Origin of the sequence: Pseudomonas sp. M1 (assembly GCF_022760135.1) — a bacterium.
In the GTDB taxonomy this organism is placed as follows: domain Bacteria; phylum Pseudomonadota; class Gammaproteobacteria; order Pseudomonadales; family Pseudomonadaceae; genus Pseudomonas; species Pseudomonas citronellolis.
Genome location: NZ_CP094343.1, coordinates 1,449,188 through 1,463,347 on the forward strand (window position 1 = coordinate 1,449,188; position 14,160 = coordinate 1,463,347).

General features: G+C 68.1%; 13 protein-coding genes. 7 read left to right on the forward strand and 6 right to left on the reverse strand.

Going from position 1 to position 14,160, the window contains the following annotated elements:
* The first annotated feature begins 62 nt into the window (after positions 1-62).
* Both PM1_RS06460 and PM1_RS06465 read left to right on the forward strand, forming a co-directional pair.
* Positions 63-317 carry an FAD assembly factor SdhE gene (locus PM1_RS06460; protein ID WP_009616418.1) on the forward strand — a complete coding sequence of 85 codons (255 nt, stop codon included), beginning with the start codon at positions 63-65 and terminating at the stop codon, positions 315-317.
* Positions 301-753: a protein YgfX gene (locus PM1_RS06465; protein WP_009616419.1), complete on the forward strand. Its 453-nt coding sequence runs from the start codon at positions 301-303 to the stop codon at positions 751-753. The genes PM1_RS06460 and PM1_RS06465 overlap by 17 nt, the downstream gene beginning before the upstream one ends.
* Positions 754-755: 2 nt before the next feature.
* On the opposite strand, the gene pdxA is transcribed toward PM1_RS06465, so the two are convergent.
* The 5 genes from pdxA to nadB all read right to left on the reverse strand — a co-directional run bounded on the left by pdxA (position 756) and on the right by nadB (position 6,691).
* Complete coding sequence (gene pdxA / locus PM1_RS06470) at positions 756-1,757, reverse strand: 4-hydroxythreonine-4-phosphate dehydrogenase PdxA (RefSeq protein ID WP_009616420.1); 1,002 nt, start codon at positions 1,755-1,757, stop codon at positions 756-758.
* 18 nt (positions 1,758-1,775) lie between these two features.
* Positions 1,776-3,014: a four-carbon acid sugar kinase family protein gene (locus tag PM1_RS06475; protein ID WP_009616421.1), complete on the reverse strand. Its 1,239-nt coding sequence runs from the start codon at positions 3,012-3,014 to the stop codon at positions 1,776-1,778.
* Entirely contained in the window at positions 3,011-4,015 is a 1,005-nt protein-coding gene (locus PM1_RS06480) for a 2-keto-3-deoxygluconate permease (protein WP_009616428.1), read from the reverse strand. The genes PM1_RS06475 and PM1_RS06480 overlap by 4 nt, the downstream gene beginning before the upstream one ends.
* Before the next feature lie 215 nt (positions 4,016-4,230).
* On the reverse strand, positions 4,231-5,013 hold the full coding sequence (locus tag PM1_RS06485; RefSeq protein WP_009616431.1) for a DeoR/GlpR family DNA-binding transcription regulator: 783 nt from the start codon (positions 5,011-5,013) through the stop codon (positions 4,231-4,233).
* Between the two features lie 73 nt (positions 5,014-5,086).
* Positions 5,087-6,691, reverse strand: a complete 1,605-nt coding sequence (gene nadB, locus PM1_RS06490) for an L-aspartate oxidase (protein WP_009616433.1) — start codon at positions 6,689-6,691, stop codon at positions 5,087-5,089.
* 394 nt (positions 6,692-7,085) lie between these two features.
* On the opposite strand from nadB, the gene rpoE reads away from it, so the two are divergent.
* Genes rpoE through PM1_RS06515 form a run of 5 tightly spaced genes read left to right on the forward strand, consistent with a single transcriptional unit; the run spans position 7,086 to position 11,169 of the window.
* Positions 7,086-7,673 carry an RNA polymerase sigma factor RpoE gene (gene rpoE, locus PM1_RS06495; protein ID WP_009616435.1) on the forward strand — a complete coding sequence of 196 codons (588 nt, stop codon included), beginning with the start codon at positions 7,086-7,088 and terminating at the stop codon, positions 7,671-7,673.
* Between the two features lie 30 nt (positions 7,674-7,703).
* Positions 7,704-8,291: a sigma-E factor negative regulatory protein gene (locus PM1_RS06500; RefSeq protein WP_009616437.1), complete on the forward strand. Its 588-nt coding sequence runs from the start codon at positions 7,704-7,706 to the stop codon at positions 8,289-8,291.
* A 19-nt stretch (positions 8,292-8,310) separates the two neighbouring features.
* On the forward strand, positions 8,311-9,267 hold the full coding sequence (locus PM1_RS06505) for a MucB/RseB C-terminal domain-containing protein (RefSeq protein ID WP_009616439.1): 957 nt from the start codon (positions 8,311-8,313) through the stop codon (positions 9,265-9,267).
* Entirely contained in the window at positions 9,264-9,719 is a 456-nt protein-coding gene (locus PM1_RS06510; protein WP_009616441.1) for a SoxR reducing system RseC family protein, read from the forward strand. The genes PM1_RS06505 and PM1_RS06510 overlap by 4 nt, the downstream gene beginning before the upstream one ends.
* A 34-nt stretch (positions 9,720-9,753) precedes the next feature.
* The gene (locus PM1_RS06515; RefSeq protein ID WP_009616442.1) at positions 9,754-11,169 is read left to right on the forward strand and encodes a DegQ family serine endoprotease; all 1,416 of its coding nucleotides are present in this window, start codon (positions 9,754-9,756) and stop codon (positions 11,167-11,169) included.
* Between the two features lie 379 nt (positions 11,170-11,548).
* Here PM1_RS06515 and PM1_RS06520 read toward each other — a convergent pair whose 3' ends face one another.
* Positions 11,549-14,038 (reverse strand): TonB-dependent receptor, encoded by a 2,490-nt coding sequence (locus PM1_RS06520; protein ID WP_009616445.1) that lies wholly within the window; start codon positions 14,036-14,038, stop codon positions 11,549-11,551.
* Positions 14,039-14,160 lie beyond the last annotated feature (122 nt).

Genomic DNA, 14,160 nt, shown 5'->3' on the forward strand with positions numbered 1-14,160 from the left:
CTTCACGGAATCCGGCAGGCGCCGCACCGTGGGGTTTCCGATGTAGCGCCGAGGACCCGCAGATGACCGACGAAACCGAACTGAAACGACTCTTCTGGCACAGCCGCCGCGGCATGCTGGAGCTGGACGTGCTGCTGGTGCCCTTCGTGCAGGAGGTCTATCCGGGCCTGGACGCCGAGAACCAGGCGCGCTTCCGTATGCTGCTGGAATGCGAGGACCAGGACATGTTCGGCTGGTTCATGCAGCGCGGCGAGCCGGAAGACGCCGACCTGCGCCACATCGTGCGCATGATCCTGGACCGTGTCCAACCGAAGTGAGCCTTTCGAGTGCCACTGGCGGCCGTCCGAGCGGCTGCTGGCGGCCTACCTGGCGAGCCTGGCGCTCGCCGTGGCGGCGCTGTATCTGGCCGCCATTCCCGCCTTCTGGCAGGCCGCCGGCCTGCTGCTCTGCCTGATCCATGCCCTGTGGGTGCTACCGCGCCAGGTCCTGCTGCGCAGCCGCCACGCCTACCGCGCTTTACGCCACGACGCCGACGGCTGGCAGCTGTGGAGCCCGGCCGACGGCTGGCAGGCGGTGCAACTGCGCGCCGACAGTCTCGCGCTGCCGGCGCTGATCGTGCTGCGCTTCCGCTTGCCGGGCCAGCGCCTGAGCCGCGGTCTGTGCCTGCCGGCCGACAGCCTGGCGGCGCAGGCCCATCGCCGTTTGCGCGTGCGGCTGCGCTTCGGCCGGGGCCGCTGGGTGGCGCCGCAGTAGCTTCAGCGCGGCCTGTTCGCCAGCTCCGCGCCCTGGCGTAGCGCTTCCAGCAGGCTGCGTTCGTCGGCGATGCCCTTGCCGGCGATGTCGAAGGCGGTCCCGTGGTCCACCGAGGTGCGCACCACGTCCAGGCCGACCGTGACGTTCACCCCGGCTTCCAGCCCGAGGACCTTCACCGGGCCGTGGCCCTGGTCGTGGTACATGGCCACCACCAGGTCGAAGTCGCCGCGGCCGGCGCGGTAGAACAGGGTGTCGGCCGGCAGCGGGCCGGTGACGTCCAGGCCCCGCGCCTGCAGCAGGCTGACGGCGGGGATGATCTTCTCTTCCTCTTCGCCGTAGCCGAACAGGCCGTTTTCCCCGGCGTGCGGGTTGATGCCGCAGACGCCGATGCGCGGCTGCGGGATGCCGGAGCGCACCAGGGTCTCGTGGCCGCGTTCGATGGTGCGCTGCACCAGGCCGGGCTCGATGCGGCGTATGGCGTCGATGATGCCGATGTGGGTGGTGACGTGGATGACGCGCAGCTTGGGGGCCACCAGCATCATGGACACTTCGTCGACGTTGGTCAGGTGGGCGAGCAGCTCGGTATGGCCGGGAAACTTGTGGCCGCCGGCGTGCAGGGCTTCCTTGTTCAGCGGGGCGGTGCAGATGGCGTCGATCTTCCCGGCCTTGGCCAGGTCCACCGCGTGGGCGACGTACTGGTAGGCCGCATCACCCGCCACGGGGGAGAGCACGCCGAAGGGCAGGTCGTCGGGGATGAGCCCGAGGTCGATGCAGTCGATCACACCCGGCTCGAAGCGGGCGTCGTCGGCATCCTCGATGCGCCGTACCCGGGCTAGCCCGCCGAGCAGCCGGTCGGCCTTCTCCAGGCGCTGCGCATCGCCGATCACCAGCGGGCGGCAGAATCGGTGGAGCCCGGCGCTGGCCAGGCTCTTGACGATGATCTCCGGTCCGACGCCGGCGGCGTCGCCCATGGTGATGCCGATTACGGGAAGATAGTCGTTCATGGGTGGGGCACTCTGAATTCAGGAGGGGGACTGTTGCGCGTCGCGCAGGTGGCGCCACGCGCGATAGAGGGCTTCGGGGCTGCCGAAGGCGCCGGCCTTGGTGACGATGCAGGGGCGATGGCCGCCCGCCGGGGCCAGGGGATGGCTGAGGACGCTGCCGGCCTCGATCTCGCCGACCAGTTGCAGGCCGTCGATGCCGACCGCGCCGAGCATCGCCCGCGCGGTTTCGCCGCCGGTGGCGACCAGGCCGCCGACCCGATGGAAATGCGGCTTGAGCAGGGCGGCGAGGTTGGCCGAAAGCAGGGCGCCTTCGGCGGGATCGGGGCGTTCGTCGCGGCCGATGCGCAGCAGCAGGTCGCGGCCTTGGTCGAGCAGCGCGCCCACCTGCGCCTGCCAGTCCGGCCAGTCGGCATGCTCGCTGCCCTGGCGCAGCACGGCCGGCGGCAGGCTGAGCTGGCGGATGTCGCTGCGCCGCTGGAGTTCCTCGCATTGCCGGTCGGCGACGGCGGAAAGGCTGCCGGCCAGCACCACGGTCGCCAGTTGCGATGGGAGATGGCCGGTCTCGACGGCTGCTGTTTGCGAAGGGGAGGGCGCAGGCGCTTCGGTTATCTGCCTTGCCAGGCCCCCGGAGCCGACCCAGAACGCCCGGAGTTCCGCCTGCGCCGTTTCCCGGGCCAGCAGGCGCAGGTCCTCGGCCGTCTCGGCGTCGAAGATCAGGGCCTGGACGCCGCGCTCCATGGCCGACTGGATGACTCGCCCCGCCGACCGGCGCAGCTGTTCCAGCGCGCAGTGTTCGACGCGCAGCCCGGCAGCGCCGAGCATCCTGGCCATGTCGGCCGGCGCATCGGCATGCTCCAGGCGCCAGGTATCGGTGCTTTCCAGCGGCGCGCCGTGCACCAGCACCTGGCCGTCGCGCACCGTGCGGCCCATTTCCGGAAAGGCGGGGGCGACCAGCGCCAGGCCCGCCAGGGGATGCAGCGCGGCGACTTCCGCGGCCCAGTTGCCGCGCAGGGTCGAGTCGATCTTCTTGTACAGCCGCTGGCCCGGCCTGGCCAGGGCATGGAAGGCCGCGACGCTGCGCTGCGCGGCCTGTGCCGCATCAAGGCGGCGGCTGTCGGTGTCCACGGCGATGACCTCGACCTGCGCCTGCGTCGGCCGGGTGTCGAGCATCACCAGGCTTCGCCAGCCGCGGCTGGCGAAGCCCACGGCGCAGTCCGCCGCGCCGGACAGGTCGTCGGCGATGATCAGCATGTTCATTGAGGCGACTCCGGCGCCATCGAGTCGCGCTGCCCGGCGCTTTCGGCCCGCTGCCGGACGCGCTTGGCCAGGGTGGAGACCAGCACGGGCGTGAGGATGGCGGTGACCACCACGCAGGAGGCGACCAGCATGGTGGCGCTGGCGGCGGCCGGGGCGTAGACCGGGTTGGCGGCGGCGACCAGGGCCGGCACGGCTGCGGCATTGCCCGCCGTGGTAGCCGCCGCGGCGCCGGCGACGCCAGTGCCGCCGGTCAGGCGGTCGGCGAAGTACAGCGGGATGCCGGTCAGCACCACCACCGCCACGCCCATCAGAAGGCCGAGCACGCCGGCCTGCCAGACCTTGTGCAGGTCCAGGCTGGCGCCCAGGGCGAGGGCGAAGAAGGGGATCAGCACCGGCACCGCCTTGCCGAGGAATTCGCGCATTTCACGGTCCAGGTTGCCGATGAGGATGCCCAGCAGCAGCGGCAGTATCGCCCCCAGCAAGGTCGGCCAGGGGAAGGCCGAAAGCCCGGCGACGCCCAGGGTGAGCATGGTCAGGAAGGGGCCGGACTCCAGGGACATCACCGAATAGGCGCCGACGTCCTCGGGGCGGCCGTACTGGCCCATCAGCGCCATGTACAGGCCGCCGTTGGTGTCGTTCATCGCCGCCACCACGGCCAGCGTGGACAGGCCGGCGAAGAACCCGGCCGAGATGGGTTGTTCCCCCAGGAACTGGCCGAGCAGGATGCCGAGGAGCATCGCCGTGCCGACCTTGGTCGCGAACAGCGCGCCGCCTTTCTTCAGCAGGTAGGGCGTGGTGCGGACGTTGATGCTCGCGCCCATGCAGACGTAGAACACCGCGAGTATGGGCAGCGCGCCGGTGAACAGGGCATTGGTGAAGGAGCCGAAGAATTTCGGCGTGTCCGGCGCGAAGGTGGCCACCAGCGAACCGAGCAGCAGCGGGACGATCATCATGCCGCCGGGAATACGCTCGATCGTGCGCTTGATCGGGATCTGGATCATGGGCAGGTACCTGTTCGTTCTTGTTCGACTTGTTGTAGGGGAATTTGATCGAATCGCTCATGTGTTTGATTGATTCGATCATCAGGATGCGATTTAAAGGACATGTCCTGCGCAAGTCAATCATGGTTTTGCGCATTTCGATCAAGAAGGGACGGCCGGCAGGCTGCGGAGGGAGGCGGGTAGAGGCTGGGCGGAGCGAGGGAAGGGGGCCCGCTTCAGCGGGCGGAGGGGCTGGCCGGCGCCAGTTCGACGGTGGCCATGGGCAACTGGCGGAAGGGTTCGAGCGTTCTTTCGTCCGGCGTCGAAGTGATCAGGCGCCATTCCCGCTCCAGCGGCGTCCAGTGCTGCTGGCGCGCGCGGCCCAGCTTCTCGGCGTCGGCCAGTATGTACACTTCGGCGGCCCGCCTGATCACGCATTCCTTGAGGTAGGCCTGCTGGGCGCTGGCTTCGCAGAGGCCGAACCCGGCGACGACGCCGTCGGCGCCGAGGAAGGCGCGGTCGAAGCTCAGCCGGCTCAGCGACAGTTCCGCCAGCGGGCCGAAGGTGCTCATGCCGGTGCTGCGCAGATCGCCGCCGATCAGGGTGATCCGCACGCCCGGGGCATTGGCCAGCGCGGTGAGCGCCAGCAGGTTGTTGGTGATGACGTGCAGGTTCTGCAACGTGCGCAGATGCGCCGCCAGCGCCGCGCAGGTGGTGCCGCTGTCGAGGAAGATGCTGTCGCCCTCGCGGATGTGCGCGGCCGCGGCCCGGGCGATCGCCACCTTTTCCTCGCGGTGGCTGGCGTTGCGCTCCTCCAGGCTGGCTTCCGGCTCGTGGGTGCCGATCAGCGCGGTGGCGCCGCCGTGGGTCCGCACCAGCCGCCGCTGTTGGGCCAGCAGGCTGAGGTCGCGGCGCACGGTGGCCTCCGAAACGCCCAGGGCGGCGCCCAGTTCTTCCACGCTGGTGTCGCGGTGGCGAACGAGGTCGAGGATGGCGCGCTGGCGGTCGGTCGGTTTCATGGCGGTCTCGCTTTGCTGTCGGGGCTGCCGGTTGGCCGTTGCGCAGGCCGCCCGCGGTGGCGGGCGGGGCGGGCTAGCGGGGGCTGAGGATGGTGTCGCGCGCCTCGGGCAGTAGCCCCGGGTAGTCCAGGGTGTAGTGCAGGCCGCGGCTTTCGTGGCGCTGCATGGCCGAGCGGATGATCAGGTCGGCGACCACGGCGAGGTTGCGCAATTCGATCAGGTCGCGGCTGACCTTGTAGTTGCTGTAGAACTCGTCGATCTCGCTGAGCAGCATCTGCACGCGGTGCTGGGCGCGCTGCAGGCGCTTGGTGGTGCGCACGATGCCGACGTAGTCCCACATGAAGCGCCGCAGTTCATCCCAGTTGTGCGCGATGATCACGTCCTCGTCCGAGTCGGTGACCTGGCTGGCGTCCCAGCTCGGCAGGGCCGGGGTGGCCGGCGTGCTTTCCAGGCGCGCCTGGATGTCGGCGGCGGCGGAGCGGGCGTAGACGAAGCACTCCAGCAGCGAGTTGCTGGCCATGCGATTGGCCCCGTGCAGGCCGGTGAAGCTGGTTTCGCCGATGGCGTAGAGGTGCGGCACGTCGGTGTGGCCGTGCTCGTCCACCAGCACGCCGCCGCAGGTGTAGTGGGCGGCCGGCACCACCGGGATGGGCTCGCGGGTGATGTCGATGCCGAAGGTCAGGCAGCGCTCGTACACCGTGGGGAAGTGTTCCTTGATGAACTCGGCCGGCTTGTGGCTGATGTCCAGGTACACGCAGTCCACGCCCAGGCGCTTCATCTCGTGGTCGATGGCGCGCGCGACTATGTCCCGCGGGGCCAGTTCGGCGCGCGGGTCGAAGCGCTTCATGAAGCGCTCGCCGTTGGGCAGGCGCAGGTAGGCGCCTTCGCCGCGCAGCGCCTCGGTGATGAGGAAGCTCTTGGCCTGCGGGTGGTACAGGCAGGTGGGGTGGAACTGGTTGAACTCCAGGTTGCCGACGCGGCAGCCGGCGCGCCAGGCCATGGCGATGCCGTCGCCGGAGTTGCCGTCCGGGTTGCTGGTATAGAGGTAGACCTTGCTGGCGCCGCCGCAGGCGAGCACGGTGAAGCGCGCCGAGAAGGTGTCCACCTCGCCGCTGTCGCGGTTCAGCACGTAGGCGCCGAGGCAGCGCTGGCCGGGCAGGCCGAGCTTGCGTTCGGTGATCAGGTCGACCGCCACGCGCTGCGCCAGCAACTCGATGTTCGGGCGCTGCCGGGCCTGTTCCAGCAGGGTGTTGAAGATGGCCGCGCCGGTGGCGTCGGCGGCATGGATGATGCGCCGGTGGCTGTGGCCGCCCTCGCGGGTGAGGTGGAATTCGAAGCCGTTGTCCTCGCGGCCCGCCTCGCTGTCGCGGGTGAAGGGCACGCCCTGGTCGATCAGCCACTGGATGGCCTCGCGGCTGTGCTCGACGGTGAAGCGCACGGCGTCTTCCCGGCACAGGCCGGCGCCGGCGTCCAGGGTGTCCTGCACGTGGGACTCGACGGTGTCGGTGTCGTCCAGCACCGCGGCGACCCCGCCCTGGGCCCAGAAGGTCGAGCCCTGGGACAGTTCCCCCTTGCTCAGCACGGCGATGCGCAGGTGCTGCGGCAATGTCAGGGCCAGGCTGAGGCCCGCGGCCCCGCTGCCGATCACAAGGACGTCGTGATGAAAGTGCTCGCTCATGCCCGGATTCCGATTGGTGGCGGCCTAGTATATAGAAGGGGGGATCGGCACAATAGCGGCCTTGTGCCTGCCGCCGTATTTCTGGCGCAAGCCCCGGCGTTCATGCGCCAGGGGCGGCAGGTGGAACTATTTCAGTCTTTCTGGTTCTAACGGTGAATGTCCGAAACCTTCTTGCAACGGGGTTCCCGACGCGCGAGAAGGCTGTGGTTGTTCGCCGATTGCAGTGGATTTTCAAAGGCTTGGACAATGGGTCCGGCCGGGTCGCGGTGAAGCGACAAAAAAACTGTGCGGCGTACGCTTGGAGGGGAGAACTTTTGCAAGACATCCGAGTCTATCTTGGCAGAGCGATTCTGCAGGGTGCTCGCAGCTCCTCCGGGCTTGTTGAGGAGCATGCATGCTAACCCAGGAACAGGATCAGCAACTGGTTGAACGGGTACAGCGCGGAGACAAACGGGCTTTCGATCTGCTGGTGCTGAAGTACCAGCACAAGATCCTCGGGTTGATCGTGCGGTTCGTGCACGACGCCCAGGAAGCCCAGGACGTTGCGCAGGAGGCTTTCATCAAGGCGTATCGCGCCTTGGGCAACTTCCGCGGTGACAGTGCCTTTTATACCTGGTTGTACCGGATCGCCATCAATACCGCGAAGAACCACCTGGTGGCGCGCGGTCGGCGACCACCGGACAGCGATGTGACAGCCGAGGATGCGGAGTTCTTCGATGGCGACCACGCCCTGAAGGACATCGAATCGCCGGAACGGGCAATGTTGCGGGACGAGATCGAGGAAACGGTCCATCGCACCATCCAGCAACTGCCAGAGGACCTGCGCACGGCATTGACCCTGCGCGAATTCGAGGGATTGAGCTACGAGGATATCGCCACCGTGATGCAATGCCCGGTGGGTACGGTCCGCTCACGGATCTTCCGTGCGCGGGAAGCGATAGACAAAGCCTTGCAGCCGTTGCTGCATGATGAACAGCCCTGAATACGGCGGAACAGCCAAGAGAGGTACGCCATGAGTCGTGAAGCCCTGCAGGAGTCGCTGTCCGCACTGATGGATAACGAAGCGGACGAACTCGAACTGCGCCGGGTACTCGCAGCCTGCGGTGAAGACGCGGAAATGCGTGCCGCCTGGTCGCGCTATCAACTGGCCCGGTCGGTGATGCACCGCGAGCCGGTGCTGCCCAAGCTGGACATCGCCGCCGCGGTGTCGGCTGCGCTGGCCGAGGAGGCCGCCCCGGCACAGTCGCGGCGCAATCCGTGGCGCAACGTCGGACGCGTGGCGGTCGCCGCATCGGTGACACTGGCCGTGCTGGCGGGTGTTCGTCTATACCATCAGAATGATAGCGTTGCTCCGAGCCTGGCCCAGCAAGGCGCCACGCCGCAGATCACCCTGCCGCAGGTGCAGGGCCCGGCGGTACTGGCCGGCTACAGCCAGGACGAGGACGCACCGCAGGTCATCACTGGTGGCGCGGGCAGCCCCACCACCTGGCATGAACAGCGTCTTCCGGGATATCTCCGCCAGCATGCCCAGCAGTCGGCGGTGAGCGGTGCCGACAGCGCCCTGCCTTACGCGCGAGCCGCCAGCCTGGAAAGTCGCTGAAACCCCTTTAAGGAGCGTCATGCGCGCCACCTTCCTGTTGTTCTTCCTGGGCGGTCTGCTGGCAATGCCGGTACAGGCCGCCGACGTTCAGGCGTGGGTCAAGCGGCTGACCGAGGGCCAGCAGCGACAAAGCTTCCAGGGCACCTTCGTCTACGAGCGCAACGGCATCTTCTCCACCCATGAGGTCTGGCGTCTGGTCGAGCCCGACGGCTCGGTGCGCGAGCACTGGCTGCAGCTCGACGGCCCGCGCCAGGAAGTGGTCAAGCGCGATGGCGTGACCCAGTGCATCGCCGGCGGCATGGCCGGGCAGCTGGGCGCCGGGCAGTTATGGCCGGTGCGCAAGCTGGTCTCGGACGACCTGGCTTCCTGGTACGACATCCGCATGGTCGGCCAGTCCCGCATCGCCGGGCGCGCGGCCACGGTGATCGGGCTGATCCCCCGCGACCAGTACCGCTACGGCTTCGAGCTGCACCTGGACCAGGAAACCGGCTTGCCGCTGAAGTCGCTGCTGCTCAACGACAAGGGCCAGCCGCTGGAACGCCTGCAGTTCACCCAGTTCAGCACCGCGGCGCCGGACGACAGCGGCCTGCAGCCCTCCGAGGCCTGCCAGGCGGTCCCCGCGGGCAAGCCGGACGCCCCGGTCGCCAGCAGCTGGCGCTCGGAATGGGTGCCGCCGGGTTTCACCCTGAACAACACCTATGAGCGCCGCAGCCCGGTGTCGGACGATCGCGTCGTCAGCATGGACTATGGCGATGGCCTGGCGCGTTTCTCGATCTTCATCGAGCCGCTGCACGGCGCCAGGATCGACGACGCGCGCACCCAACTGGGCCCGACCTCGGTGGTGTCCAAGCGCCTCAACACCGAAGATGGCGGCATGATGGTCACCGTTGTCGGCGAGATTCCCACCGGGACCGCCGAACGCATCGCCATGTCGGTGCGGCCGCAGGCGCCCGCCCAGGGAGCCGCCGCGCAGTGATCGAAGAGCGGGGTCGGGTGATCGGCGTCGAATCCGCAGCAGTGCGGGTCCAGACGCTGCGCCAGGGCACCTGCTCAGCCTGCAGCGCCAAAGCCGGATGCGGCCAGGGGTTGTTGCAGCAATTGGGCTCCTCTGCGGGGCGCGGCGAAGTCCGCGCCCTTTCTGCTTTCCAGCTCGGGGTGGGTGACGAGGTGGTGCTCGGCATACGCGAGGACCTCTTGTTGAAATGCGCCCTGATGTTCTATCTATTCCCCCTGCTCGGCCTGTTCGCCGCTACGCTGCTCGCGTGGTGCGCCGGCCTCGCCGAGCCCTGGTTGATCCTGGCCGGCCTCGCGGGTTTCTTCGTGACCTGGCTGTGGGTACGGCGCCATGCCCGGCGCCATTCGGATGACCCGGCGTTGCAGCCGGTTGTGCTGCGCACGCTGGTCACAGGGGCCGAGGGCCCCGCCTAAGTCCACTTCCCTTTGAATACGGGAGCAGTAGTCCATGCAAACCCTGAAACGCAGTATGGCCGCGATGGTCGCCCTGCTGGCCTTGAGCCTGTCTGTGGTCGCCCGCGCCGAATTGCCGGATTTCACCCCGCTGGTGGAGAAGGCTTCGCCGGCCGTAGTGAACATCAGTACCACCCAGAAGGTGCCGGACCAGGTCGCCAGCGCTCAGATGCCCGACCTGGAAGGCCTGCCGCCGATGTTCCGCGACTTCATCGAGCGCAGCATGCCGCGTGGCCAACGCCCGCCGCGTGGGGCGCAGCGCGAGGCGCAATCCCTGGGTTCGGGGTTCATCATTTCCGATGATGGCTACGTCCTGACCAACAACCACGTGGTCGCCGACGCCGACGAGATCGTCGTGCGCCTGTCCGACCGCAGCGAGCACAAGGCCAAGCTGATCGGCGCCGATCCGCGCAGCGACGTGGCCCTGCTGAAGATCGAGGCCAAGGGCCTGCCGACCCTCAAGCTGGGCGATTCCGACAAGCTCAAGGTCGGTGAGTGGGTGCTGGCCATCGGCTCGCCGTTCGGCTTCGACCACTCGGTGACCGCCGGCATCGTCAGCGCCAAGGGCCGCAGCCTGCCGAACGAGAACTACGTGCCCTTCATCCAGACCGACGTGGCCATCAACCCGGGCAACTCCGGCGGCCCGCTGCTGAACCTGCAGGGCGAGGTGGTCGGCATCAACTCGCAGATCTTCACCCGCTCCGGCGGCTTCATGGGCCTGTCCTTCGCCATCCCGATCGACGTCGCCATGAACGTGGCCGACCAGTTGAAAAAAGGCGGCAAGGTCAGCCGCGGCTGGCTGGGCGTGGTGATCCAGGAAGTCAGCAAGGACCTCGCCGAATCCCTCGGCCTGGACAAGCCGGCCGGCGCCCTGGTGGCCCAGCTGGTGCAGGACGGCCCGGCGGCCAAGGGCGGCCTGCAGGTCGGCGACGTGATCCTCAGCCTGAACGGCCAGACCATCAACGAGTCGGCCGACCTGCCGCACCTGGTCGGCGGCATGAAGCCGGGCGACAAGGCGGCCCTGGACGTGTTCCGCGATGGCTCGCGCAAGACCCTGAACATGACCATCGGCAACCTGCCGGACGAGGACGACGAAGTCGCCGCCGTCGAAGGGCAGGGCGCCGAGCGCAGCAGCAACCGCATGGGCGTGACCGTCGCCGACCTCACCGCCGAACAGCGCAAGTCGCTGGACATCAAGGGCGGCGTGGTGATCAAGGACGTCCAGGACGGCCCGGCGGCGATGATCGGCCTGCGTCCGGGCGACGTCATCACCCACCTGAACAACCGCACGGTGGATTCCGCCAAGGCCTTCTCCGACATCGCCAAGGCGCTGCCGAAGGGCAAGTCGGTGTCCATGCGCGTTCTGCGCCAGGGGCGTGCCAGCTTCATTACCTTCAAGCTGGGGGAATGACTGGCGGGTAGGTAGGCCGGAAAAGGGTCGTGCCACCGGGGCATCCGGTGTGGCCGATGAATCCAATCGCGGACGGAGCCCGCTCCTACGACGTGCTTCCCTGAACCGTAGGAGCAACTGTCTGCGTCGAGGTGCTTTTCGTAGGATGGGTTGAGCTTGCGAAACCCATGCGGTTGCGCTGATGGGTATCGCTTCGCTCAACGCCATCCTACGAAAAGCCGTGCTTCCCGGAAGCGTAGGAGCGGGCTCTGTCCGCGATTCGGCGGATAACGCCGCACGCAGAAACCTCCGGGCGCACCGGAATACCTCTGAAGGCCAAATGAAAAACGCCGTTTCCCCCTCAGGAAACGGCGTTTTTTCTTAAACGCTTCAGCGCGGCTCAGCGGAACGCCCAGCGCACCCCCAGCCAGGCGGTACGCGGCGCCCCCGGGGCAACGAAGGTCTCACCCACGGAGTTGCTGCGCCTGCCATTGACCGCGCCATTGCCAGCCGCGCCATCGGTGCGCATCACGCCATTGTCGTCGAACGGATTGGCGCCAAGCATGCCGGCGGTGGCGTACTCGCGGTCGAACAGGTTGTTGACCTGGGCGAAGACACGCCAGGCCGGGGTGAGCTGGTAGGCGCCGTTGAGGTTGAACACGGTGTAGCCGCCGATCTCGCCGCCGCCCTGGTACAGGCCGCCGCTCTGGTGGTCGTTGTTCTCGTTGCCGCGCACGTAGGAGCTGGAGACGCTGATGGCATCGGCGCCGAGGCTCAGGCGCTCGGTCACCGCGTAGTCGGCCGACAGCTTGAGGATGTTGCGCGGGACCAGCGGAATGCGGTCGCCGGACTTCACGCTGATGTTGCCGTCGTCCGCGCTGCTGTTGGCCTCGCCGAGGAAGGTCTCGCCCGAGCGGTAGGTGGCGTCGATGAAGGTGTAGTTGGCGGCCAGCGCCCAGTCGCCCCAATTCCCGGAGATGCCGGTTTCGATGCCGCGCCGGCGGGTTTCGCCGAAGTTCGCGAAGTAGCCGCTGCCGCTGGTGCTGGACGACACGAACATGATGTCGTTGCTGTTGCGCGCGCTGAACAGCCCGGCGTTCCACTGCACATTGTCGCCGATCAGACCGCGCAGGCCGGCTTCCCAGGTGCGCGTCACCACCTGTTCCAACGGCGGATCGCCGGCCATGGAGTTGGGCAGGCGGCAGGGCGACTCGGGGTTGGCGCAGCCCAGCTCGATGGTGGTCGGGGCCCGGCTGCCTTCGCTGTAGCCGACGTAGGTGGTCAGGCTGGGCGTCGGGCGGAAGGTCAGGCCGATGGCCGGGTTGAAGCGGTTGAAGCTGTGCTTGCCGCTGAGCGAGGCGTTCTCGTCGACGGTGTCGCCCAGGGTGTCGCCGTCGAGTTCGTAGTGGGACAACTGGTCGTGGTTGCGCACCGAGATGGCGTTGTAGCGCCCGGACAGCGTGAGATCCAGCGTCGGGGCCAGGCTCAGGGTGTCGCTGCCGTAGAGGCTCCAGGTGCGGGTGTTGCCCTTCAGGCGCGCGGCGCGGTCGTCCAGTTCGCCGTCGAGGTTGAAGGCGTTGCCGGCTTCGGCGTACACGCCCGTGCCGACGATGCCGCGGTCGGCGGTGAGCGCGCCGTATTCGGCCGACTGGCGGAAGCGTACCTGGCTGTAGTCGAAGCCGCCGCCCAGGGACAGCAGGTTTTCCTTGCCGAACAGGCGGTTGCGCAGCGAGAACTGCTCGAACAGGCCGATGTTGCTCTGGGTGGTGCGGGTGCGGTTGATCATCCCGGTGCATTTCTCGCCGGGTTCGCCGCCCGGCTCGAACTGCGCGACGCAGGCCGCCAGGTTCGCCGCGATGGTGTAGCTGCCGGCCATCGGCAGGATGTTCTGCCCGGCTTCGCCGATGCCCTCGGGCAGGGACTCGTCGTTGATGTCGCCGTTGAAGGTGTCGGTCTTGATGTGGCGGTAGTAGAGGTTGCCGGAAGCGCTCAGGTCGTCGCTGTAGTCGTGGTTCCACTGCAGGTTGAGGAAGTTGGCGGTGTTCTGCGTGTTGTCCGGGTAGGTGTACACGCTGTCGCGGTCGCGGCGCAGGAAGCTCTCGGGGACCATGCCGTTACCGTTGAGGTCGCTGTCGGCGAAGCTGTAGGTCAGCTTCAGGTCGGTGGCCTCGCCCTGCCAGCCGAGCTTGCCGAACAGCTGCTGTGCGTCGGAGTCGGAGTGGTCGCGCCAGCCGTCTTCCTCGAAATGGGTGCCGGCGAAGAACCAGTCCCATTGCCCCTCGCTGCCGCCGTATTCGGCCTCGCCGATCCTGCGCCCGTAGGAGCCCAGGGTGGCCTGGACGGCGCCGCCGGGGTTGTCGCGGCCATTCTTTGTCTGCACCGAAAGCGCGCCGCCCAGGGTGTTGAGGCCGAACAGCGGGTTGCTGCCGGGCATCAGTTGCGCGCTGGCGATGGCGTTGTCGGGGATCAGGTCCCAGCTGACGACGTCGCCGAACGGCTGGTTCATGCGCACGCCGTCGAGGTACAGCGACAGCCCCTGGGGCGTGCCGAGCAGCGGCGAGGCGGTGAAGCCGCGGTAGTTGATGTCCGGCTGCAGCGGGTTGTTCTGGATCTCGTTGACGTAGACCCCGGCGCTGCGCCGCTTGAGGTAGTCGGCCAGGTCGAGCGCCTGGCTTTTCTGCATGTCCTCGCCGCTGAAGGTCTGCACCGGCGCGGCGATCCGGTCGCGGGAAACGCCCAGCGAGGGCAGCGGCAGGCTGCTGATCACCTCGCTCTGCCCGAGCGACAGGGGCTGCTCGCCGTCCGCGGCGCGGGCGGGCAGGGCGAGGCCGGCGGCGTGGGCCACGAGCAGGGCGAGGGCGCTCGGGCCGAAGGGGTGGCGTCTGGGCATGGCAGTGCTTCCTGGTTCTTGTTGGCGTTATGGAGCGGCGCGGCCGAATCGCTCCGCCGCGCCAGGGCCAGGCGCGCAGGTGCTCGGTGGGGAGGGGGGCCTTGGCCGGCGTGCGGCTGCAC